General features: G+C 59.5%; 19 protein-coding genes. 6 read left to right on the top strand and 13 right to left on the bottom strand.

The window, feature by feature from the left end:
* Positions 1-104 precede the first annotated feature (104 nt).
* The 4 genes from A3GO_RS0112515 to ubiK form a co-directional block, all read right to left on the bottom strand.
* Positions 105-2,024, bottom strand: coding sequence for an ATP-binding cassette domain-containing protein (locus A3GO_RS0112515; RefSeq protein WP_029133685.1), 1,920 nt, complete (start codon positions 2,022-2,024; stop codon positions 105-107).
* Positions 2,025-2,138: 114 nt separating this feature from the next.
* Positions 2,139-2,594: a hypothetical protein gene (locus A3GO_RS0112510; RefSeq protein ID WP_029133684.1), complete on the bottom strand. Its 456-nt coding sequence runs from the start codon at positions 2,592-2,594 to the stop codon at positions 2,139-2,141.
* Between the two features lie 116 nt (positions 2,595-2,710).
* Positions 2,711-4,222 (bottom strand): YifB family Mg chelatase-like AAA ATPase, encoded by a 1,512-nt coding sequence (locus A3GO_RS0112505; protein ID WP_029133683.1) that lies wholly within the window; start codon positions 4,220-4,222, stop codon positions 2,711-2,713.
* 64 nt (positions 4,223-4,286) lie between these two features.
* Entirely contained in the window at positions 4,287-4,544 is a 258-nt protein-coding gene (gene ubiK, locus A3GO_RS0112500; protein WP_029133682.1) for a ubiquinone biosynthesis accessory factor UbiK, read from the bottom strand.
* Positions 4,545-4,832: 288 nt separating this feature from the next.
* On the opposite strand from ubiK, the gene glnK reads away from it, so the two are divergent.
* The 5 genes from glnK (at position 4,833) to speA (ending at position 9,869) form a co-directional block, all read left to right on the top strand.
* The gene (gene glnK / locus A3GO_RS0112495; RefSeq protein WP_029133681.1) at positions 4,833-5,171 is read left to right on the top strand and encodes a P-II family nitrogen regulator; all 339 of its coding nucleotides are present in this window, start codon (positions 4,833-4,835) and stop codon (positions 5,169-5,171) included.
* Positions 5,172-5,209: 38 nt separating this feature from the next.
* Positions 5,210-6,487 carry an ammonium transporter gene (locus A3GO_RS0112490; protein ID WP_029133680.1) on the top strand — a complete coding sequence of 426 codons (1,278 nt, stop codon included), beginning with the start codon at positions 5,210-5,212 and terminating at the stop codon, positions 6,485-6,487.
* 189 nt (positions 6,488-6,676) lie between these two features.
* Positions 6,677-7,348: a GGDEF domain-containing protein gene (locus A3GO_RS0112485; protein ID WP_157606803.1), complete on the top strand. Its 672-nt coding sequence runs from the start codon at positions 6,677-6,679 to the stop codon at positions 7,346-7,348.
* The gene (locus A3GO_RS0112480; protein ID WP_029133678.1) at positions 7,335-7,868 is read left to right on the top strand and encodes a DUF4124 domain-containing protein; all 534 of its coding nucleotides are present in this window, start codon (positions 7,335-7,337) and stop codon (positions 7,866-7,868) included. The genes A3GO_RS0112485 and A3GO_RS0112480 overlap by 14 nt, the downstream gene beginning before the upstream one ends.
* 123 nt (positions 7,869-7,991) lie before the next feature.
* Positions 7,992-9,869 (top strand): biosynthetic arginine decarboxylase, encoded by a 1,878-nt coding sequence (speA, locus tag A3GO_RS0112475; protein ID WP_029133677.1) that lies wholly within the window; start codon positions 7,992-7,994, stop codon positions 9,867-9,869.
* A gap of 20 nt (positions 9,870-9,889) precedes the next feature.
* Here speA and A3GO_RS23735 read toward each other — a convergent pair whose 3' ends face one another.
* Together A3GO_RS23735 and A3GO_RS0112465 are read right to left on the bottom strand one after the other, a co-directional pair.
* On the bottom strand, positions 9,890-12,541 hold the full coding sequence (locus tag A3GO_RS23735; protein ID WP_051302240.1) for a bifunctional diguanylate cyclase/phosphodiesterase: 2,652 nt from the start codon (positions 12,539-12,541) through the stop codon (positions 9,890-9,892).
* 15 nt (positions 12,542-12,556) lie between these two features.
* On the bottom strand, positions 12,557-13,228 hold the full coding sequence (locus A3GO_RS0112465; RefSeq protein ID WP_029133676.1) for a haloacid dehalogenase type II: 672 nt from the start codon (positions 13,226-13,228) through the stop codon (positions 12,557-12,559).
* Positions 13,229-13,511: 283 nt separating this feature from the next.
* Here A3GO_RS0112465 and polA point away from each other — a divergent pair, with 283 nt between their 5' ends.
* Positions 13,512-16,247 (top strand): DNA polymerase I, encoded by a 2,736-nt coding sequence (polA, locus tag A3GO_RS0112460; protein ID WP_029133675.1) that lies wholly within the window; start codon positions 13,512-13,514, stop codon positions 16,245-16,247.
* Positions 16,248-16,536: 289 nt separating this feature from the next.
* Here the strand turns inward: polA and yihA are convergent, their stop codons facing one another.
* The 7 genes from yihA to A3GO_RS0112425 form a co-directional block, all read right to left on the bottom strand.
* On the bottom strand, positions 16,537-17,163 hold the full coding sequence (gene yihA / locus A3GO_RS0112455) for a ribosome biogenesis GTP-binding protein YihA/YsxC (protein ID WP_029133674.1): 627 nt from the start codon (positions 17,161-17,163) through the stop codon (positions 16,537-16,539).
* 70 nt (positions 17,164-17,233) lie between these two features.
* The gene (locus A3GO_RS0112450; protein ID WP_029133673.1) at positions 17,234-17,698 is read right to left on the bottom strand and encodes a bacteriohemerythrin; all 465 of its coding nucleotides are present in this window, start codon (positions 17,696-17,698) and stop codon (positions 17,234-17,236) included.
* A 137-nt stretch (positions 17,699-17,835) separates the two neighbouring features.
* On the bottom strand, positions 17,836-18,318 hold the full coding sequence (gene moaC, locus A3GO_RS0112445; protein WP_029133672.1) for a cyclic pyranopterin monophosphate synthase MoaC: 483 nt from the start codon (positions 18,316-18,318) through the stop codon (positions 17,836-17,838).
* Entirely contained in the window at positions 18,315-18,848 is a 534-nt protein-coding gene (locus A3GO_RS0112440) for a metallophosphoesterase family protein (RefSeq protein ID WP_029133671.1), read from the bottom strand. The genes moaC and A3GO_RS0112440 overlap by 4 nt, the downstream gene beginning before the upstream one ends.
* A gap of 270 nt (positions 18,849-19,118) precedes the next feature.
* On the bottom strand, positions 19,119-19,667 hold the full coding sequence (gene ppa / locus A3GO_RS0112435) for an inorganic diphosphatase (protein WP_029133670.1): 549 nt from the start codon (positions 19,665-19,667) through the stop codon (positions 19,119-19,121).
* 269 nt (positions 19,668-19,936) lie between these two features.
* On the bottom strand, positions 19,937-21,193 hold the full coding sequence (locus A3GO_RS0112430; protein ID WP_029133669.1) for a 6-phosphofructokinase: 1,257 nt from the start codon (positions 21,191-21,193) through the stop codon (positions 19,937-19,939).
* A 65-nt stretch (positions 21,194-21,258) separates the two neighbouring features.
* Positions 21,259-21,603: a hypothetical protein gene (locus tag A3GO_RS0112425; protein WP_029133668.1), complete on the bottom strand. Its 345-nt coding sequence runs from the start codon at positions 21,601-21,603 to the stop codon at positions 21,259-21,261.
* Between the last annotated feature and the right edge of the window lie 404 nt (positions 21,604-22,007).

Genomic DNA, 22,007 nt, shown 5'->3' with positions numbered 1-22,007 from the left:
GCGCCCGTTGCTTCATCGTATGCGATCCTGTCGCTGGTGGCCAACAGCAGACATGGAGTGAGCCCCTTTGTCTTGTCTGTTCGGATCTTCCGCCTTGGTCGTGATCAAGCTTGTTCGCTGTTCAATGCTTCCTCGGCCGACTCCAGTGCTTCACACGCCTCCAGCCACGCCTCTTCGACCTGGTTCAGCTGCTGGGTGAGCTGGCTCTTGTCCGCCAGGAGCTGTTTCAGCTGTTCCTTCCGGCTGGCCTCGTAGAGGGTGGGATCGGCCAGGGCGGTTTCCAGGATATGCTGCTTGCCGGTCAGTTGCTCCAGCAGCTTTTCCTGTTTCTCCACTGCCTTGCGCAGGGGTTGCAGCTGTTTCCGGCGCTCCGCCTCAGTCCGTTTTCGCTCCTTGCGGGCGCTGGCGCTGTGCTCGATTTCGGCACTGCTTTTCTCCTGCCGCTGGTCGGCGCCGCGGTTGTCGGCCAGCCAGCGGGGGTATTCATCCAGATCGCCCTTGAACTCGTCCACATTGCCGCCGTGGACCAGCAGCAGCTGATCGGTGGTGGTGCGCAGCAGGTGCCGGTCATGGGAGACCACTACCATGGCCCCTTCAAAATCCTGCAGCGCCTGCCCCAGGGCGTGGCGCATCTCCAGGTCCAGGTGATTGGTCGGCTCGTCCAGCAGCAGCAGGTTGGGGCGTTGGTAGACCAGCAGGGCCAGCACCAACCGCGCCTTCTCGCCGCCGGAGAAGGGGGCAACCGGGCTTTCTGCGCGCTCCCCGGCAAAGCCGAAGCCACCGATGAAATCGCGCATCGCCTGTTCGGTTGCCTTGGGATCGAGCCGCAGCAGATGGGCCAGAGCGCTGTCGTCCGGGTTGAGCTGATCCAGTTGATGCTGGGCGAAGTAACCGATCTTCAGATCCTGCGCCGTCTCCCGTTTGCCGCCGTTCGGCTGGAGTTCGCCGGCCAGCAGTTTGATCAGGGTCGACTTGCCGGCGCCGTTGGGCCCGAGCAGGCCGATGCGATCGCCTGGCGAAAGGTTGAGGGTGACCCGGTTGAGGATCTGCCGGTCGCCATAACCGGCGCAGGACTCCAGCAGTTTCAGCAGCGGATTGGGGGTCTTTTCCGGTTTTTTGAAGCTGAAGTGGAAGGGTGAGTCCACATGGGCCGGGGCGATCAGCTCCATCCGCTCCAGCGCCTTGAGTCGGCTCTGGGCCTGGCGCGCCTTGGTCGCCTTGGCGCGGAAGCGTTCCACGTAGCTGCGGATGTGGGCCACTTCCCGCTGCTGCTTTTCAAAGGCCGACTGCTGGTTGGCGAGGCGTTCCGCCCGTATCCGCTCGAAGGCCGAGTAGTTGCCGGTATAAAGGGTGATACGCCCCTGCTCGATATGGGCAATGTGGCTGGTGACGGCATCGAGAAAATCCCGGTCATGGGAGATCAGCAGCAGGGTGCCGGGGTAGGCCTTGAGCCACTCCTCCAGCCAGATGACCGCGTCCAGATCCAGGTGATTGGTGGGCTCATCCAGCAGCAGCAGGTCGGAGCGGCACATCAGGGCGCGGGCCAGATTGAGGCGCATGCGCCAGCCGCCGGAGAAGCTGTTGACCGGATGGTGCTCTTCACCCGGTCGGAACCCGAGTCCGTGAATCAGCCGGGCGGCACGGGAGCGGGCGGTATAGCCGCCGATGGTATCGAGCCGGGCATGCAGGTTCGCCACCTGCTCGCCCTGGTGGGCTTGCTCGGCCTGGGCCAGTTGCTGTTCGACCTGGCGCAGCTCTTCGTCGCCATCCAGCACATAGTCGATCGCCAGACGCGGATCGGCCGGGGTCTCCTGGGCGACATGGGCGATCACCCAGTCACGGGGGCGGTAGAAGTCGCCCCCATCGGCATGTAACTGGTCGCGGATCATGGCGAACAGGCTTGATTTGCCGGTACCGTTGGCGCCGGTGATACCGACCCGCTGGCCGGGATGGATGATGAAGCTGGCGTCGGCGAAGAGCGGTTTCACCCCGCGCCGCAGGCTAAGTTTATCGAATCTGAGCATGGCGGCGGATTCTACCGCTTTCTGCGCCGGAGCGGGAGCGCCGTGGTTGAAAGATCGGTCGCGATTACCGCATATGGGTAAATTTGACGGTCTTCCTGGATGTGCTCGCCGGGTTCAAGGGGTGGCGGGTGCCTGTCGGGTTTGGGCCGCCAGCACGTCATAACCCTTCAGCTGGTATTCGGCAATCTCAATCGAACGGTCGTATTGCCGGTTGAGTTGGCCGATGGCCTGCGTCTCTCCCCTCTCCCAGGAACGTTTGGCAAACGCCTCGGACAGGGCGATGAAGATGCGCTGGGTGTGGTAGTGGGTCAGGTCGTGGTTCGGTTTGTGGGACTGCAGGCGGTTCAGTACCTGAAACTTCTGCAGTAGCTCGGTGTGGTAGGCGCGATTATAGAACAGGTCGGCGATCTCGGTCTGATCGCATTTTTTTGCCACTTGCCGTAGCTGTTGCGGGTTGTATTCACTGCCGTGGGTGAAGGGGTGGTCGCAGTCGTCGGGGTTGGCGGCTGATCCGCTCAGGCTGAACAGGCTGCCGGCCAGTCCCAGGATAAGCAAGCTGCGATATTTCATGCGACACCTCCCGCCAGACATCGATACATTTTCCGGTCTTTAAAGTATCAGTGTAGTCAGAATCCTGTGTTTGTGTTCGGCAGGGTTATTACTGCTTGACGGTGTAGCTGCTGCATTCAGTTTCTTTGATCCAGGCGCCGGTAGCCGATGGCTTCGCTGAGGTGAGACGGTTTGATGGCGTCGGCTTGTGCGAGGTCGGCAATGGTACGGGCCAGTCGCAGGATACGGTGATAGGCGCGGGCGGAGAGGCCCAGCTGATCCATGGCGCGGATGATCAGATTACGTGATTCATCGGTGAGCTGGCAGGTCTCATCCAATCGGCGCCCAGCCAGCTGGCTGTTGGGGCAACCGTTGCGTGCCATCTGCCGCTGGCGGGCCTGCTCCACCCGTGCACGTACCGTTTGGCTCTGCTCGGTGGGTGACGGACCGCCGTGACCCAGGGCGTGTGCCGGCAGACGGGGGACTTCAATGGTCATGTCGATGCGGTCCAGCAGCGGCCCGGAGATGCGACCCCGATAGCGCGCCACCTGGTCACTGCTGCAGCGACAGGGCTGGCCGCTATTGTCCCCCAGATAACCGCAGGGGCAGGGATTCATCGCGGCGATCAGCTGAAAACGGGCCGGAAACTGCTCCTGGCGGGCGGCCCGGGAGATGGTCACCTGGCCGGTCTCCAGCGGTTCTCGCAGTACCTCCAGCACGCGGCGGTCGAACTCCGGCAACTCATCCAGAAACATCACCCCGTTGTGCGCCAGCGAGATCTCGCCGGGTCTGGGATTACTGCCACCGCCCACCAGGGCGACGCCGGAGGCGGTGTGATGGGGTGTGCGAAACGGGCGCTGTCGCCAGTCGCTGGCGGAAAAGCCCTGGCTGCTGATGGAGCGGATGGCGGCCGTCTCCAGCGACTCTTGTTCACTCATGCCGGGCAGGATACCGGGCAGGCGCGAGGCGAGCATCGACTTGCCGGTACCGGGCGGACCTATCATCAGCAGGCTGTGACCGCCGGCGGCGGCGATCTCCAGTGCCCGCTTGGCGTGCTGTTGTCCTCTGACCTCGGCCAGGTCAGGGTGGTGGGTTGTTTCGGCGGGGGCGCAAGGCGCTTCAAGCGGCTCAACGGCGTCGCCCCTGATCAGGTGGTCGCAGACGCTCAGCAGATGGTTGGCCGGGAACAGCGGGATTCTGCTGACCAGGGCGGCTTCGGCGGTGCACTCCTGCGGCAGGATCAGGCCGCGTCCGGCATCCCTGGCCGCCAGGGCCACCGGCAGGACACCCTTGACCGGGCGTAGGGTGCCGGAGAGGGCCAGTTCGCCAATGAACTCATACCGGTCGAGGGTCTGGGACGGGATTTGTCCCGAGGCGGCCAGGATGCCGAGGGCGATGGCCAGGTCAAACCGTCCCCCCTCTTTCGGCAGGTCGGCGGGGGCAAGGTTGATGGTGATGCGGCGCGGTGGAAATTCGAAACCGGAGTTGATCAGGGCGCCGCGTACCCGATCCTTGCTCTCTTTAACCGCCATTTCCGGCAGGCCGACAATGGAGAGGGCGGGCAGGCCGTTGGCCAGGTGAACCTCGATGGTTACCAGAGGTGCGTTAATGCCGCTGCGGGCGCGGCTGTGCAGGGTAGCGAGGGACATGTTCACCTTCCATGGTGCGTGTCGGGCCGCTCGTCACTGAACGGCGATGGTTGTTATTGGGCGTTCAATCAGCAGATGGCCTGGTATCCGCTTCCAGTTCGGCAATGCGACGTTCCAATCCTTCCAGCTTCTCCCGGGTCCGCAACAGTACGGCGCGCTGGATCTCGAACTCTTCCCGGGTGACCAGTTCCAGGTGGCTGAGCCCCGCCTCCAGCGCTGACCGCAGGTTTTTCTGCAGATCTTCCTGCAGCAGTTGCAGACCGACCGGGACGCTGCCGGCCACCCGTTTGGCGAGATCGTCTAAAAGCTTGGAATCAATCATGGGCGCAAGATAACGGGGGTGGGCGCGGTTGTCCAGTCCCGCAGACTGCGAAGCGGGCGCGTGCCGGCAGTTTTTGTCTGCACCATATTGGTGCGTATATCTGATGCAGCATCCTGTTGGTGCACAGGTTTTTATATCCCTGTCCCTGTGTGTTGGTTAATTAATTGATTATAAATGAAAAAGTCCTGTTGGCACGGGAGCTGCAAATAAGAGGGCAAGCCGGACTGGAGCTTCCGGTCCATTCACCAGAATGGCTAACCATCTTAATTAGCAGCAGGAGAACATGTAATGAAACTGGTTTCTGCAATCATCAAGCCCTTCAAGCTGGATGACGTACGCGAAGCGCTTTCCGAAATCGGCGTGTCCGGTATCACCGTCGTTGAAGTGAAGGGATTCGGTCGTCAGAAAGGTCACACAGAACTCTATCGCGGCGCCGAGTATGTGGTCGATTTTCTGCCCAAGATTCGGGTGGATGTGGCAATCGCCGCAGACAAGCTGGATCAGGTGATCGAGGCGATCAGCGAGGCGGCCAAAACCGGCAAGATCGGTGACGGCAAGATTTTCGTCTCGAGCCTGGAGCAGGTGGTGCGTATTCGCACCGGTGAAACCGGTCCGGATGCACTCTGAAGCCAATCGATCCGTTTAATAACTTAGAGGTTAATGTTATGGAAGAGATACTCAATCTTCGCTACGCCCTCGATACCTTCTACTTTCTGGTATCCGGTGCGTTGGTGATGTGGATGGCGGCAGGGTTCGCCATGCTGGAGGCGGGTTTGGTGCGGGCCAAGAACACCGCCGAAATCCTGACCAAAAACGTCGCGCTGTTTGCCATCGCCTCCATCATGTACATGCTGATGGGCTACGGCATCATGTACCCGGAAGGGGGTAACGGGGTGATTCCCGCCTTTGACCTGTCGTTTATGTTTGGTGGTGATAACGATGCCGGCGCGGTCCTGAAGCAGGGTGCGGATGGCTGGTATGACGGGGATTACTACTCCGGCATGTCCGATTTCTTTTTCCAGGTGGTGTTTGTGGCGACCGCCATGTCCATCGTCTCCGGTGCCGTGGCCGAGCGTATGAAGCTCTGGAGCTTCCTGCTGTTTGCCGTGGTGATGACCGGCTTTATCTACCCGATGCAGGGCTACTGGAAGTGGGGCGGTGGTTTCCTCGACGCACTCGGCTTCCAGGATTTCGCCGGTTCGGGCGTGGTTCACCTGGCGGGTGCCTCCGCCGCGCTGGCGGGTGTGCTTCTGCTCGGTGCGCGCAAGGGCAAGTACGGACCCGACGGGCAGATCCGGGCGATCCCCGGTGCCAATATGCCGATGGCGACCCTGGGCACCTTTATCCTCTGGATGGGCTGGTTCGGTTTCAACGGCGGCTCGGAGCTGGTGCTCTCCAACGTGGGTGAGGCAAATGCGGTGGCGGCGGTGTTCGTGAATACCAATGCCGCGGCGGCCGGTGGTGTGGTGGCGGCCCTGCTGACGGCGCGCGCCATCTTCGGCAAGGCCGATCTGACCATGACCCTGAACGGCGCGCTGGCTGGTCTGGTGGCGATTACCGCCGAGCCGTTGGCTCCCAGTCCTGTCTGGGCCACGGCGGTGGGTATGGTTGGCGGCGTGCTGGTCGTGTTTGCCATCCTGTCGCTGGACAAGCTGAAGATCGATGATCCGGTCGGTGCCATCTCGGTCCACGGGGTGGTGGGCATGTGGGGTCTGCTGGCTGTTCCTTTCTCCAATAGCGACGCCTCTTTTGGCGCCCAGATTACCGGTCTGCTGGTGATCTTCGGCTGGACCTTTGTGGCCAGCTTCCTGGTCTGGCTGGTTCTTAAAATGACTGTCGGTATTCGGGTCTCTGAGGAGGAGGAGTACAACGGTGTGGATCTCAGCGAGTGTGGGCTTGAAGCCTACCCCGAGTTTGTCGGGTCACGCGGCTCCGGTATCTGAGTCACGAGCTCAATGCGATGTTTGGGGCGCCCATGTGGCGCCCCTTTTTTGTGATTGGGGAGGTTCGCGGACAACCGCATGGTCGTGGGAAGTAAGGGGCATATTCTGACGGACCTGTGGTTAAATGCTGCAACTTGGCCGCCTAATCCGTAGAATCAGTGTTTCCACGGATCCACTGTTATGATTTGCATGCGCGATAAAGACCATAAAAAACCGCAATGTCCCGTTGGCGAGCCCCGCTGTGAGCATATTGATTCCCTGATGGCGCTGCGTGAAGAAGTGGAGACGCTTGCGGATCTGGTGCTGACCGATCCAATGACGCGGTTGTTCAATTATCGCCATTTTTCCCAGGCGCTGGAGCAGGAACTGGAGCGAACACACCGCACCGGTCAGCCGACGGCCTTGATCATGCTCGATCTCGATCACTTCAAGCGGGTCAATGACACCTGGGGCCACGAGGCGGGGAATCGGGTCCTGCGCCATGTGGGGGAACTGATGGTTACCCTGTTGCGCAAGATTGATATTCCGTGTCGCTATGGTGGTGAGGAGTTTGCCCTGATCCTGCCGGGTACGCCACTGCCCCGGGCGGTCAATGCGGCCGAGCGGCTGCGGACGGCTATTGAGGAGACTCCGGTGATGCTGGAAGAGAAGCCCCTGCTGGTAACTGCCAGCATGGGCGTGAGCGTCTACCAGCGCAGCAGCAATTTGTCTGCGGACTCTTTTGTGAAGCAAGTGGACGCCCTGCTCTATGTGGCCAAGACCCAGGGGCGTAACCGGGTGGCCCATCCTGACCTGGAGAGCATGAAGCCCAAGGGGCAGGTGGGTGCCGATGAGAAGGCCGCGCTCTATGGGCCCGATTAAGCGGCAGGCTGAAAATGGATCGCACGATGAGGCGCTGTCAGGGATGAACCGGCGAGCTATCTTTCTGCTGTTACTGCTGATGAGCGTCGTGTGGCTGGATTCAGCCCATGCGGCGGTGTATCGCTGGGTCGATGCGGATGGCCGTACCCAGTTCGGCGACCGGCCCCCGCCAGACCGGTCTGCCGAGCAGGTGCAGATCAGGCAGCAACCGGTGCCGGATGAGGCCGGTGCGCCGATGAGTGACCAGCAGAGGCGGGAGTTGCGACAGAAGATGCTGGACGCCTACCGGGAAGAGCGCGAGGAGAAACGGCAGGCGCGGGAGCAACGGGTTGCGGAAGAGGCCAGGCGCAAGATGGCCTGCGCCAGGGCGAAAGACCGCGTGCGGGAATACGAGACCGCGGCCGGACTGTATGAGTTGCAGCCGGACGGGTCGCGCCGTTATCTTTCGGACGAGGAGTTTCGCGCCTCCCTGCGGAGGGCGCGGGACGAGGTAAAAAGGAACTGTCGCCAAGGTGACTGATTCCGCCCATCCAAATCCTGACCGGCGGACAGGTTTTTTACTATTTCCTTATATGATGTCTCTATATCATCCGTCCTGATCGGTTATCATACGCCCATCTTTTCGCCGCCACGTAGCCTACCTATGAAACACAAGATACACATCGTTCCCCAAGATTATGGCATCCACCGCTGGGGGGACGGATTCTTCGGTATCAACGAGCAGGGGCATGTAGTGGCCCGGCCGATCCGCTCCGGTGATGTTGAGATTGATCTCTACCGACTGGCCCATGAAGTGAAGAAGACGGGGTTGTCGTGGCCGGTACTGGTGCGCTTTACCGATATTCTGCACGAACGGGTGTCGGCTCTGTGCGGTGCATTTGCCAGCGCCATGGATGAGTTCGATTTCACCGGACACTACATGGCCATCTACCCGATCAAGGTCAACCAGCAGCGCAGCGTGGTGGAAGAGGTGTTGGCCAAGGAGGAGGGGAGTGTCGGGCTGGAGGCCGGCAGTAAGCCGGAGCTGTCGGCAGTGCTGGCGCATGCCCCGCTGGGCGGGGTGATCGTCTGTAACGGCTACAAGGACAGCGAGTATATCCGCCTCGCCCTGATCGGTCTCAAGCTGGGACACCGGGTCTATATCGTTATTGAGAAACTCTCCGAGCTGGAGCTGGTGCTGGCGGCAGCCGAGGAGCTGGGCGTGGAGCCGCTGTTGGGTGTGCGGGTGCGGCTCTCATCATCCGGCACTGGTTATTGGCAGGACTCGGGTGGCCAGAAATCAAAATTCGGCCTCACCGCCATGCAGGTTCTGAAACTGGTCAAACGGCTCGACTCGGTGGGCAAGCTGGACCGGCTGCAGCTGCTGCACTCCCATATCGGTTCACAGATTCCCAATCTGCGGGATATCCGCCGTGGCATGGGCGAGGTGGCGCGGTTTTTCGGTGAACTGCACCGTCTCGGCGCTTCGATCAAGGTGGTCGATGTGGGCGGCGGCCTGGGCGTGGATTATGAGGGGACCAGCTCACGACACGACTGCTCTATGAATTACAGTATGGAAAGTTATGCGCGTGAGGTAGTGAAGGCTATAGCGCGCATCTGTGGTGAGCAGGAGCTGCCGCACCCCAATATCTTCAGCGAGTCCGGCCGCGCCATGACGGCGCATCACGCCATGCTGATGGTGAACGTGATTGACAGCGACCCCTCGCCGGAGACCCTGGACAAGATCAATTTGCCGGCGGATGCACCGGAAGTGCTCTGTTCGCTGGCCGAACTGGTGGGGCTGGATGACTACTCGGTCTCTGAACTCTACCAGGAGGCACGTCATGGGCTGGAAGAGGCGCACGACATGTTCGAGAGAGGTGTGCTGGATCTGGAGCAGCGGGCTCTCGCCGAGGGGATATTCAACACCATCTGCAGCCAGTTGATGCCGCGCCTGAGCAGCAGTTCGCGCCGTCACCGTGAACTGCTGGACCAGTTGCGCGAGCAGCTCTCCGACCGGTTGTTCTGTAACTTCTCCCTGTTTCAGTCGCTACCGGACGTCTGGGCAATCGACCAGGTGTTCCCGGTGATGCCGCTGCATCGCCTGAACGAGGAGCCGAAGCGCAGCGCCGTCCTGCACGACCTGACCTGTGACTCGGATGGCTGTATCGAGAACTATGTCGACCAGGATGGCGTGGAGAGCACCCTGCCGGTGCATCACCTGATCCCCAGCGAGCCCTATCTGCTGGGTATCTTCCTGGTCGGGGCCTATCAGGAGATCCTGGGCGATATGCACAACCTGTTCGGTGATACCGACGCCGTGAATCTGGAGCTGGATGAGAAAGGCGGTTATCAGCTGACCCAGCCGGAGCAGGGTGACTCCGTCGACGAGCTGTTGCGTTATGTCCATTTCTCACCCGAGGTGATGCTGGAGAAGTACCGGGAGAAGATGGCCGCAGCGGGGCTTGGCAACGAAGAGACGGAATCCCTGTTCAGTGAACTGGAGGCCGGCCTGCACGGTTATACCTACTTCGAGGAGTGATTCCGGGTGTTGGTGTCACCTCAGGTACTGTTTCGCGGGGGGGCGGGACGTTTCGGTTGAGTCGACGAAATGTCGTCCTGGGTGACGCTGGTATGCCAGAAACCCTGGCGGATCATTTCTGATATCTCATCAGCGGAGATCGGCTTGCTGTAGAGGAAGCCCTGCATTTCGTCACAGTTTTCCTTGCGCAGGAACTGCATCTGTTCCTCGGTCTCCACCCCTTCAGCCAGTACCCGCAGATTGAGACTGTGGGCCATGGCAATAATGGCCCGGCAGATGGCGGTGTCGTTGCTGTTGCTTGGCAGATCGCGCACGAACGACTGGTCGATTTTCAGCAGGTCGATTGGCAGCCGTTTCAGATAACTCAGCGAGGAGTAGCCGGTACCGAAGTCATCCACCGCCACTTCCAGCCCGATATCGGCGAGCCTGACCAGTACCTCCTCCATGAATTCGGCGTTCTCCATCAGACTGGTCTCGGTGATCTCCAGCTCGATACTGTTGCCGCAGTTCCTACAACACCCGGTGATTGCCTTGACCCGGTCAAAAAACTCCTGCTGCTTCAGCTGCAGGGTCGATACGTTGACCGAGATGCGCAGCCCGGTGATCCCCTGCTTGCCCCATTGAATCGCCTGTTGGGTGGCGATAGTCAATACCTGCTCCCCGAGCTGGTGAATCAGTCCGGTATTTTCCGCCACCCGGATAAAGGTACCGGGTGAGATTATGCCCAGCTCCGGGTCATTCCAGCGGGCCAGTCCCTCCAGACCGACGATAGCGCCGGTGTGCAGGTCGAACTGGGGTTGATACAGCAGCTTGAGGGCGCTGTTTTCGATGGCTCGCCGCAGGGCGGTCTCCACCTCCAGATTCCAGTGGAATGGCTCACTCATGTTGGAGTCAAACAGCTGATAGTTATTGCCTCCCAGCTCCTTGGCCCGGTACATGGCGGTGTCGGCGAATTTGATCAGATCATCCACCGTGGAGCCATTATCCGGGAACAGGGCGATACCGATACTGGGGGTGAGATAGAGCTCATGCTGGTCCAGCTGGATTGGGGATTTGAAAACCTGCAGGATCTTCTCGGCTACCAGCACCGTATCAAAATCTTCGTTGACGTCCTGCAGTATCACGGTGAATTCATCTCCACCCAGGCGGGCCAGGGTGTCGGTCTGGCGGACGCACTCCTGCATGCGCTTGGCGGCCAGGGCCAGGGCCTTGTCGCCGCTGGAGTGTCCCAGGGTGTCATTGATATTCTTGAACCGGTCAAGATCGATAAACAGCAGGCCAAGCAACTGGTTGTTGCGTCCGGCATATTTCAATGCCTGATCCAACCGGTCATTGAACAGTTGACGGTTGGGCAGCTTGGTCAGTATGTCGTAATAGGCCAACCGGTGAATGCGGTCCATCACTTGTTGTTGGCGTGCCACGTCGGAATAGATACCGAGATAGTGCCCGGGCTTATTGTCACCGTTTTCCAGGGCGATAATGTTGAGCCATTCGGGCAGGATGGTGCCGCTCTTGTTCCTGTTCCAGATCTCTCCCGACCATTCGCCCTGCTGATTGATGTGATTCCACATATCCGTAAAGAAGCGGCTGTCGTGATAACCGGAATCCAGCAGGCTGATGTTCTTGCCCAGCAGCTCGCCCGGGGAATAACCGGTGTTGTTAATGAACGCCGGGTTGGCTGAGACTATGCGTCCGTCCTTGTCGGTAACGACAATGGCATCGGGTGAGTGCTGAATCACCTTGGCCGCCAGCTTCAGTTCATGCTGGCTGATTTGGCGTTCATCCAGAATGACCTTGCCGATCAGTGCCGTGGCGCAGATGGTGCCGAAGTAGATCTGTAGAAACACCACTGCGAAGCGGTCCTCGCCGCCGCTGAACGGGCCGTAGCCCAGGGTGGTGCCGGCGAGTGCGGACACGGCCATAAACAGGGTGAGCAGCGAGGTGGTGCGAATGTCGAATCGCAGGACACACCAGACCACCAGCGGTGCCAGCATAAAAGTGATGGGTGAGTGCTGCAGATGCTCGGGCAGATAGCCCCCGAACAACAGCCCACAAACCAGCAACGTGGCGATAGCCAGAGCGAGCCATTCAACAACCGGGCGTGTTGTGCCTGCCACGTGCTGTGACCGCCAGGTCATCAGTAGCGGAGTCAGGATCAGTATGCCGACCGAGTCGCCCACCCACCAGGTCCCGATGGAGCTGGGAAGAGTGGCGGTGGAAAGGGTGCCGGTACGCCACAGTATAAGACTACCGATAATGGCGCTGAACAACGGGGCAATGGCCACGCAGAACAGCAGGAAGCGGGCGAAGTGTACCGGTTTGATGAGCAGTTTACGGGGGGCGGAAAACTGGACCATCAGCCAGTAACCGATGATCGCTTCCAACAGAATGCCGATGGACAAACCACCGCTTACCATCCAGCTATGATCATTCAGCAGCGCAGTGGCCAGCGCGCCCAGCAGGATGCCGGGGAGTACCGCATAACCGTGGAGGAGGATGCCGCCGAGGGCGATGCCCGAGGCAAACCAGATTGGGGAAACGTTGCCTTCCAGTGAAGTAAACAGCAGGCTGATCTGCGCCGCGAGGAAATAGACCAGGCCGTAGATCAGCCAGGGGGGGATGCGGATGTTTCTGTTCACTTCCTGGTTCATGGTCTCGGCGGTCCGTTCCATCCTGGCGATGCCTTGTTACCCGTTGAAAGCCTGTTGTAGTTCAGTCAGCGATGTGAGGGTCAGGTCCGGTTGCCTGTCCCAGGGGTCAAAATGATTGGCACTGCTGCGCCTGATCCATGCCGTGCGCATGGAGACTGCCATCCCGCCCAATAGATCGAACGGGTTGCTGGAGACCAGGCAGCTGTTGTCGGCTGTGGCACTGCTTCTGGCCAGGAAATGGCGATAAACCGCCGGATCCGGCTTGAAGGTGCGGATCTCATGGACGCTGATGATATCGATAAAGGCGTGGCGGATGCCGGCGGAGTCGAGTAGCGCCTCCAGGTCATCCGGCAGGCCGTTGGAGAAGGCATAGAGGCGGTGACCGGCGGACTTGAGTTGCTCCAGGGCCGTCGGGACATCCGGGAATGCGGGCAAGCGCCGGTACTCGTCCAGTAATGTCTGTGCCGCCGCGTCGCTGATCGGCAACTCCAGTTGTGCCGAGGTATACTTCAGCGCCTGTCGGGTACAGACGGAAAAGTCCACATAGTCCCGCATCAGCCCGCGGCGGAACGAGTACTCCAGCTGCTTGTCGCGCCAGCGGCTGGAAAACAGAGACGCCTGGTCTCCTACCAGCCGGTTCAGGCTCTGGGTGATGCCGGCGGTATCGATCAGGGTTCCATATACATCGAAGGCGAATGTCAATGGCATGCGGACTCCTTGTCCACTAAATTAGTATCTATTTAGCACACTGCTGTTGTGGATAAAAGCTTTTATTCTCACGGAGTTATCCGGTAGTCGATCCTATCAGGGTGTGAGCTTCGGGTATGAACCTAGTATAGGGCGCGTCCCGGTAACCGGTATTTTTTATACGTATTGGAGTAGCCGGTGGTGCAGGCTGGATGGCCGCTCTTGCGGTCGGTGGGTATCAGCGCAGGGGCGCGATAGGGTATCCTGCGGCTTCATTGTTGAGACTCGGAATAGAAGAGAGAAGATGACTTCAGAAACCCCGTTTGTCCTGGTGGATGGCTCCTCCTACCTGTTTCGCGCCTACCACGCATTGCCGCCATTGACCAACTCCCGTGGCGAGGCGACAGGCGCCATCGTGGGGGTGGTGAATATGCTGCGCAAGCTGATCAGCGAGTACCGGCCGACCCACATGGCGGTGGTATTCGATGCCCCGGGCGGCAGTTTCCGCAATCAGATGTATGACCAGTACAAGGCCAACCGTCCAGCCATGCCGGAGGAACTGAGGGAACAGATCGAGCCGTTGCACCGGATTGTAGAGGCGATGGGGTTGCCGTTGCTGGTGGTGCCGGGAGTGGAGGCGGATGATGTCATCGGTACCCTCGCCACCCGGGCATCGCAGGTCGGCATGCATACCCTGATCTCAACGGGTGACAAGGATCTGGCCCAGCTGGTGGATGGCCACGTTACCCTGATCAACACCATGACCGACAGCCGCATGGACCGACAGGGTGTGATGGACAAGTTCGGCGTCACACCGGAGCAGATTATCGACTACCTGGCGCTGGTGGGCGACTCCTCGGACAACATACCCGGCATTCCCAAGTGTGGGCCGAAGACAGCGGTCAAGTGGCTCAGCGAGTATGGCTCGGTCGAGGGGATCAAGCAGCATGCTGCGGAGATCAAGGGTAAGGTGGGGGAGTACCTGCGGGAGCACCTGGACCAGCTGGATCTCTCCCGGCAACTCACCACGATCAAACTGGATATCGAGCTGGCGCTGGGGCCGGACGACCTGCGGCCTACTGCGCCGGACCTGCCGGCGTTGCGTGAATGGTATGGCCGGATTGAGGCGCGGCGGCTGCTCGAGGCGCTGGAGCAGGAGGCCGGAGAAGCGACTGCCACTACCGATATCGCCGCTCCCGCGGATGACACCCCGAATGGCCGGGGTGATGCCGATTATCAGCAGTTGCTGGATCAGGCGGCGTTCAACGGCTGGCTCGAGCGGTTGCGCGTGGCGGGCGAGTTCGCCTTTGATACCGAAACCACCAGCCTGGACTATATGCAGGCGGAGCTGGTCGGCGTCTCGTTTGCCCTGCAGCCGGGTGAGGCGGCCTATGTGCCGGTGGCGCACTGTTATCCTGGGGTGCCGCAGCAGCTGGAACGGGACTGGGTGTTGGAACAGCTCAAGCCGCTGCTGGAAGATCCGCAATGCCGCAAGATCGGTCAGAACCTGAAATATGACATGAGCGTGCTGGCCCGCTACGGTATCGGCATGCAGGGCATTGCCTACGACACCATGCTGGAGTCCTATGTGCTGGACTCCACCGCTACGCGCCACGATATGGACTCGCTGGCGCAAAAATACCTTGGCCTCAAGACTATTAAATATGAGGATGTGGCGGGCAAGGGTAGCAAGCAGCTGCGCTTTGATCAGGTGCCGCTGGAGCAGGCGACTCCCTATGCGGCGGAAGATGCCGATATCACCCTGCGGCTGCACCAGGCGCTGTGGCCGGCCCTGGAGGCGGAGGGCAGTCTGTCCGGCCTGTTGCGGGAGCTGGAAGTGCCGTTGGTCCCGGTGTTGTCGCGCATGGAGCGTTGCGGGGTGCGCATCGATGGGGCGCTGCTACGCAAGCAGAGTCACGAGCTGGCCGGCAGAATGCACGAACTGGAACAACAGGCCTATGCCGTGGCCGGGCGCAGTTTTAATCTCAGTTCACCCAAGCAGATCGGGCAGATCTTTTTCGAAGAGCTGGAGCTGCCGGTGGTGGCCAAGACCCCGAAAGGGGCACCCTCCACCGCCGAGTCGGTGTTGCAGGAGCTGGCCGACCAGGGCTACGAGCTGCCGGCGCTGATCCTGGAGCACCGCGGCTGCGCCAAGCTCAAATCCACCTATACCGACAAGTTGCCGCAGATGGTCAATCCGGAGACCGGTCGGGTGCACACCTCCTATCATCAGGCGGTGGCAGCCACCGGTCGCCTCAGCTCATCGGATCCCAATCTGCAGAATATCCCGGTGCGCAGCGAGCAGGGGCGGCGGATTCGTCAGGCCTTTATCGCCGAAGAGGGGTGTCGCATCGTGGCGGCCGACTACTCGCAGATCGAGTTGCGCATCATGGCCCACCTCTCCGGTGATGCCGGCCTGCTGAAGGCGTTTGCCGCCGGCGTGGATATCCACCGGGCGACCGCGGCCGAGGTATTCGATACCGGCGGTGCCGACCAGGTCACGCCGGATCAGCGCCGTTCCGCCAAGGCGATCAATTTCGGCCTGATCTACGGCATGTCGGCATTCGGTCTGGCGCGGCAGCTGGGTATCGAGCGGGGAGCCGCCCAGCAGTATGTGGACCTCTATTTTGACCGTTATCCCGGGGTGCGCGCCTACATGGAGCGGATGCGCGAGGTGGCCCATGCCAGGGGTTTTGTGGAGACGGTGTTCGGTCGCCGGCTGCACCTGCCGGAGATCAATGCCCGCAACAAGATGCGCCAGGCAGCCGCGGAACGGACGGCCATCAATGCGCCGATGCAGGGCACCGCCTCGGATATTATCAAGCGCGCGATGCTCGAGGTCGATGGTTGGATTGAAACAGAGCGGCCGCCGGTGAAGATGATCATGCAGGTGCATGATGAGCTGGTATTCGAGGTGGCCGAGGCCGATCTGCAGCCGGTCTGTGAGCGGATTCGCGGCTATATGGAATCAGCCGCCAGCCTGGCGGTGCCGCTGCTGGTGGATATCGGCATCGGCAATAATTGGGACGAGGCGCATTGACCCAGTAAAACAGTCGGCATTGAACTATTTGGAATTTATGCTATCTCATTAGATAGCGCCAGCTGGCGCGGTCACTTCTCCCCAAGTGACCTGTCCCCGACGACCCCATGTCGGGATCTAGGACCCTGATCACCTTGACTCCCCTTGGGTGACAGGGTCTTTTTTTGCCCTGGGATGGCCGGGAGCGGCTTTGTACCGGGATGGGCTGAAGTCGTGGAGAGGGCGTTAGAGGGCGGGCTGGGCCCGCTGTGGAGGTATCTGCCTGTGGCTGGCGGTGGGCACGGCCCACTTATGGCTGCTCCGATGGAGCAGGTGCTTTATCCAGGCCCAGCCACTTGTCGAGCATGGCGTGAGCCTGGTCAATACCCTGGTGCTTGAGGGCGGAGAAGAGTTGCGCCGAATGGATGCCGTTGATCTCTTTCAGGGCCTTCTTCACCTGTAGCAGGCTTTTCGCTGCCGCACCCCGCTTCAGCTTATCCGCCTTGGTGAGCAAAATGTGTACGGGCAACTGGATCTTGCCGCTCCACTCCAGCATCTGCAGGTCAAACTCCTTCAGGGGGTGACGCACGTCCGCCAGCAGGATTACCCCGCGCAGGGATTTGCGTTGCTCCAGGTAGGCGGCCAACTCCGCCTGCCACTGCAGTTTGATCTTCTCCGCGACCTTGGCATAGCCATAGCCCGGCAGGTCCACCAGCCGGTGCTCCTGGTCCAGGGCGAAAAAATTGAGCAGCTGGGTACGTCCCGGCGTCTTGCTGGTCCTGGCCAGGCTTTTTTGTTGGCACAGGGCGTTGATGGCGCTGGATTTCCCGGCATTGGAACGCCCGGCAAAAGCCACTTCGGCACCGGTATCGGGTGGAGATTGTTCCAGTTTGGCGGCGCTGGTGAGAAATTTTGCCCGGTGGTAAAAGCTGTTCATTGCATTGGTCTATGTGGGAAAGGTTGCGAACTTACCCCAATTATTGCGCCACCGCCAGCAATCTGCCCTCCTAACCGCGAATATTGGACCAGAGCCGCTCGACCCAGGAGCGATTGCCGAGTTTTGGGTTGGCCCCGGCGGCGAGGAAAAAACCGCTGTACTGCATATCCTCTTCCATGATGTGTTTGGAGAGCCATACCTTGAGAAAATGCATCAGCTCAAAACCGATGGCATGCTTGCCGGTGGCGATCTTGTTCTGCAGGTCGACCATCTGTTCGGTCAGCTCTTCATGCAGATCGTGGTGTTCCGCGTAACCGGGGAAGTTGAGGATGCGCATCAGGCTCTCTTCCACCGCGAAATGGATGCGGGTGTATTCGGCCAGTTCAGCCAGGATGCCTTCCACCACAGCACTGCCGTGACGCTGGTGGATGGCGTCATGCATACGGTTGATCAGTCCGACCAACACCTTATGCTGTTCATCGATCTCTTCAATTCCGACGCTCAGGTCATCGGTCCAGGTTATGAAGTTTCTCATTGATCGCTCCCAGATAAACGGGGGCTTTGGCGCTACGCCAATACCCATAAATAATGCATGGATATTAGTGGGTAACGGCGGCTAAAGAAAACGCTGGATGGGTGTTGTGTTGATGGATGTCAGGAAAATCGCTGATATTACTCAGTGCTTCTCTGCCAATGGCCCGATTTGCCGCCGGCCTTTTCCAACAGGCGAACCTGTTCGATCGACATGCCCCGGTCAACCGCCTTGCACATGTCGTAAATGGTAAGCAGGGCCACCTGGGTCGCGCACAGCGCCTCCATCTCCACGCCTGTCTGCCCCCGGGTCTTGACGGTGGCGACGCAGTGGACGGCGGACTGGTCAGGCTCTGGTGTCAGATCGATGTTGACATGGGTCAGCGCCAGGGGATGACAGAGCGGAACCAGGTCGGCGGTCTTTTTGGCCGCCATGATGCCGGCTACCCGGGCAATGCCCAGTACGTCGCCTTTCTTGTGATCGCCCCGCTGGATCAGCGCCAGTGTTTCGGCGCGCATGAAAATACGGCCTTCCGTGATAGCGGTGCGCTGGGTCTCCTGCTTCTCGCCCACATCCACCATGTGTGCCTCGCCGGATTGATTGAAGTGTGTCAGCTCGCTCATGACTGGTGCTCAATGCTCTTGGGGATTTCGTGGAATTCAAAGCTCATGGTAGCAAGATCGGCCATGATGTAGGTAGCCGGGGAGCCGCCTACACCACCGACGGTACCGGGATTGACCAGCAGGGTAACGCCGCCACGAATATTGGGGATCTCCTGCACCTTGACCTTGTGGCTGTGACCGCAACAGACAAGGTCCCAGTCACCGGTGGCCGCCATGGCCCGGGCATAGTGCGGATAGTGGACCAGGAAGATTTTTTTGCCGCCCAGCTCAAGCCCGGCATCCATACCGTAGTAGCGGATGATGTTTTCCGGATCATTGGCCATCTGGCCGAGGGTGAACAGGTCACCGGTGTTGTTACCGTGGATCACGTGGGTAGGAAGGTGATGTTTTTTCAGGCATTTCAGCGTGCTGGGGGCCACCACATCGCCACAATGAACCACAGCCTCGGCGCCGCGGGTGCGGGCCTCGGCGACGGCGTAATCGAGCAGGGGTATGTGGTCGTGACTGTCGGACAGTATGCAGATTTTCATGCGGCACATCCCTGTGCCGCACCCTGACGGGCGGCCTGCGGCCGTGAAAATTGTCTGTCGTGCCAATTTTTCATGCGGCAGGCACATCCCTGTGCCGCACCCTGGCGGGCGGCCTTCGGCTGTGAAAATTGTCTTTCCTGCAAATTTTTCATTGGGTTCCCGTTGGAGCGCCATCGCTGGCGCGATGACGCTGCCCGTCCGGGCAGCGCCTGGTCACCATTCAATGATGTCGTTCCTATCCTGCCAAGAGCCCAACAGGCTCCGAATGGGTTAGAAGTTTGGTTTTTCCGGTGCGTCGTTAAACATTTTGATGCTATCTTGGATCTCTTTTTTGGCCTCGTCAACGCCGCCCCAGCCCTGCACGCGCACCCATTTGCCTTCCTCAAGATCCTTGTAATGCTCGAAGAAGTGGGAGATCTGGTTCAGGGTGTCTTCACTGATATCACGGAAGCTCTCCACCTTGCGATAGCGCTTGGAGAGCTTGTCGATTGGCACCGCCAGGACCTTTGCGTCATCGCCGGCCTCGTCGGCCATCTTCAGTACGCCGATCGGGCGACACTTGATCACCGAGCCCGGGATCAGCGGGTATTTTGTTACCACCAGCACGTCGACCGGGTCGCCGTCGGCGGAGAGGGTGTGGGGGACGTAACCATAATTGCATGGATAGCGCATGGAGGTGGACATGAAGCGATCCACAAACATGGCCCCGGTCTCCTTGTCCAGCTCATATTTGACCGGATCGGACTGTGCTGGAATTTCGATGATGACGTTGATCTCGTTGGGTACATCGCTACCCGAGCTAACTCTATCCAGATTCATGGGTTCTCGCCGTACTAATAAAGTGAAAAAGAGCCGACTATTAGACCTGACCTAAGGCTTTTTTTCAAAAGATCTTATAATTCTAGGTGATATTCCCATAAGTTACTTAATGGATTTGGCCCGGATGGCGGTGGTTGCAGAGGTGCCGTGAGGCTAGTTATCCCGGAATCCGGGGATAGGATGTGCTGAGCACAACGATGCGTATCGGTCGCGATTGACGCGGGTCGCTCTACTCACCACATCCTATGGATTCACGGATTTATACCGGTTCAGAGTTCAAATCCGGGTAGCTTTTTCTCCACGATAGCGTTTTTCAGGGTCACATAGCGGGGCATGCCGTTATCGTCGTACTCCGGATAGGCCTCGCCCTTGATCAAGGGATAGAGATACTCCTTGCACTTGTCGGTAATGCCGTAACCGTCTTCGGAGATGAAATCCATCGGCATCATCTTCTCCACATTGGCAACCTCGCTCAGTGGGGCCTCACCGATATGCCATTTGTAGGGCGTGGAAGATTCCCGTACCACGGTGGGCATGATGGAGTTCTTGCCCTCCAGTGCCTTTTCAACGGCGGCCACACCCAGTGCATAGGCCTGCTCCACATCAGAGGCGGAGGCAAGGTGACGGGCGGCTCGCTGCAGGTAGTCGGCCACCGCCCAGTGGTATTTGTAGCCCAGCGCATCCTTGACGATGTTGGCGACTACCGGTGCCGCCCCACCCAGCTGGGCGTGGCCGAAGGAGTCCCGGGTGCCCTGCTCGGCGAGAAATTTGCCGTCCGGCCAGTGGCAGCCTTCGGAGACCACGATGGAGCAGTAGCCGTGCTCCTTGACCTTGGCATCGACCGCCGCCAGGAACTTCTCCTGGTCGAACTCCACCTCGGGGAACAGGGTGATGACCGGGATGCCGTAATCCTCGACCAATGCTCCGGCGGCGGCGATCCAGCCGGCGTGTCGCCCCATTACCTCGATAACGAAAATCTTGGTGGAGGTGGCGGCCATGGAGCGCACATCGAAACTGGCCTCCAGGGTGGAGACGGCGATGTATTTGGCCACCGAACCGAAGCCGGGGCAGTTGTCGGTGATCGGCAGGTCGTTGTCCACAGTCTTGGGGACATGGATGGCCTGGACCGGAAAGCCCATCTTTTCCGACAGCTGGGAGACCTTGTAACAGGTGTCTGCGGAGTCGCCGCCACCGTTATAGAAGAAGTAGCCGATGTTGTGGGCCTTGAATACCTCGATCAGCCGCTCATATTCGCGTCGGTTCTGCTCCAGGCTTTTCAGTTTGAAACGGCAGGAGCCGAATGCGCCGGACGGGGTGTTGCGCAGCGCGCTGATCGCCTCATCGGATTCCTGGCTGGTGTCGATCAGCTCCTCAGTCAGGGCGCCAATAATGCCGTTGCGGCCCGCATAGACAGTACCGATCTTGTCGGCGTGTTTGCGAGCGGTCTCGATTACACCACAGGCCGAACTGTTGATGACGGCGGTGACGCCGCCCGATTGTGCATAGAAAGCGTTTTTCTTGGTCATGCTTTCAATCTTCCTCTCAGTAGGTTTTAGTAATGATTTTTTCTGCCGGGCGGGCGGTTGCCGACTTAGATGTCGCCCCGCTCCTTCGCTTCAAAGTCGGCCTGGGCCTGCAACAGCGAAACCGCACACTCGGCGATATCGGTATATTCGTAGACCCCGGTGCCGTATTGACGATAGGGCTTGTAGAAGAACTGGCTGCGGTAATTTTTGTCGCCGGTCTTGAAAATGACAAAATGACAGCCGTCCCACTGCCAGTACCAGACCGGACAGGCGCTCAGCTCCCGGTCGGAGGGGCGCAGACGGATCTCTGAATCGGCCAGTTGCAGCTCAACCTCCTGATTGTAGCGTTCGCGCAGGGTGGTGCGAATAATCCAGGTTTCGTTGTCGGTGATATCAGGAATGGTTTGCATGGTTATCCGGTTATCTTATGTCTTATTGATGATGCATAAGGATAACCTATCCAGAGTATCCTTGCCCAGTGGCGTGTGAATCCGGGTAAAAAATTGCTATTGACTTAGTGGGAATGATCCGTTTACTGTAGCGAACGCTTTGCACTGCCGCCAATGCAAATGTTGGATGTGGGCATGGAAAAAGCTAATTCATTTTTAATATCAAAGAATTAGAAATTGGTAAAAGGTTGGCCGCGAGTTATGTTTGGCCGAACTTAATGGATAGTAGGAGGGGGACCGGTCCTGTCGGACCGTTGCCGTAAGGCGCCGTACAGACTCAAGCCGCCGTTAATCATAGAGTGGCCGGTCTGATAACAACAGGCAAAGAAAAATAAGAACGTCCTGGACGTATCTGCATATAAGCC

The organism is Sedimenticola selenatireducens DSM 17993, from assembly GCF_000428045.1.
GTDB classification, from domain to species: domain Bacteria; phylum Pseudomonadota; class Gammaproteobacteria; order Chromatiales; family Chromatiaceae; genus Sedimenticola; species Sedimenticola selenatireducens.
This window is presented reverse-complemented; position numbering and strand designations above follow the sequence as displayed.

What these genes read in the sequence shown, in the direction of transcription:
- A3GO_RS0112515 (WP_029133685.1), bottom strand. Translation starts at nt 2,024, where the DNA reads ATGCTCAGATTCGATAAACTTAGCCTGCGGCGCGGGGTGAAACCGCTC.
- A3GO_RS0112510 (WP_029133684.1), bottom strand. Translation starts at nt 2,594, where the DNA reads ATGAAATATCGCAGCTTGCTTATCCTGGGACTGGCCGGCAGCCTGTTC.
- A3GO_RS0112505 (WP_029133683.1), bottom strand. Translation starts at nt 4,222, where the DNA reads ATGTCCCTCGCTACCCTGCACAGCCGCGCCCGCAGCGGCATTAACGCA.
- ubiK (WP_029133682.1), bottom strand. Translation starts at nt 4,544, where the DNA reads ATGATTGATTCCAAGCTTTTAGACGATCTCGCCAAACGGGTGGCCGGC.
- glnK (WP_029133681.1), top strand. Translation starts at nt 4,833, where the DNA reads ATGAAACTGGTTTCTGCAATCATCAAGCCCTTCAAGCTGGATGACGTA.
- A3GO_RS0112490 (WP_029133680.1), top strand. Translation starts at nt 5,210, where the DNA reads ATGGAAGAGATACTCAATCTTCGCTACGCCCTCGATACCTTCTACTTT.
- A3GO_RS0112485 (WP_157606803.1), top strand. Translation starts at nt 6,677, where the DNA reads ATGCGCGATAAAGACCATAAAAAACCGCAATGTCCCGTTGGCGAGCCC.
- A3GO_RS0112480 (WP_029133678.1), top strand. Translation starts at nt 7,335, where the DNA reads ATGGGCCCGATTAAGCGGCAGGCTGAAAATGGATCGCACGATGAGGCG.
- speA (WP_029133677.1), top strand. Translation starts at nt 7,992, where the DNA reads ATGAAACACAAGATACACATCGTTCCCCAAGATTATGGCATCCACCGC.
- A3GO_RS23735 (WP_051302240.1), bottom strand. Translation starts at nt 12,541, where the DNA reads ATGGAACGGACCGCCGAGACCATGAACCAGGAAGTGAACAGAAACATC.
- A3GO_RS0112465 (WP_029133676.1), bottom strand. Translation starts at nt 13,228, where the DNA reads ATGCCATTGACATTCGCCTTCGATGTATATGGAACCCTGATCGATACC.
- polA (WP_029133675.1), top strand. Translation starts at nt 13,512, where the DNA reads ATGACTTCAGAAACCCCGTTTGTCCTGGTGGATGGCTCCTCCTACCTG.
- yihA (WP_029133674.1), bottom strand. Translation starts at nt 17,163, where the DNA reads ATGAACAGCTTTTACCACCGGGCAAAATTTCTCACCAGCGCCGCCAAA.
- A3GO_RS0112450 (WP_029133673.1), bottom strand. Translation starts at nt 17,698, where the DNA reads ATGAGAAACTTCATAACCTGGACCGATGACCTGAGCGTCGGAATTGAA.
- moaC (WP_029133672.1), bottom strand. Translation starts at nt 18,318, where the DNA reads ATGAGCGAGCTGACACACTTCAATCAATCCGGCGAGGCACACATGGTG.
- A3GO_RS0112440 (WP_029133671.1), bottom strand. Translation starts at nt 18,848, where the DNA reads ATGAAAATCTGCATACTGTCCGACAGTCACGACCACATACCCCTGCTC.
- ppa (WP_029133670.1), bottom strand. Translation starts at nt 19,667, where the DNA reads ATGAATCTGGATAGAGTTAGCTCGGGTAGCGATGTACCCAACGAGATC.
- A3GO_RS0112430 (WP_029133669.1), bottom strand. Translation starts at nt 21,193, where the DNA reads ATGACCAAGAAAAACGCTTTCTATGCACAATCGGGCGGCGTCACCGCC.
- A3GO_RS0112425 (WP_029133668.1), bottom strand. Translation starts at nt 21,603, where the DNA reads ATGCAAACCATTCCTGATATCACCGACAACGAAACCTGGATTATTCGC.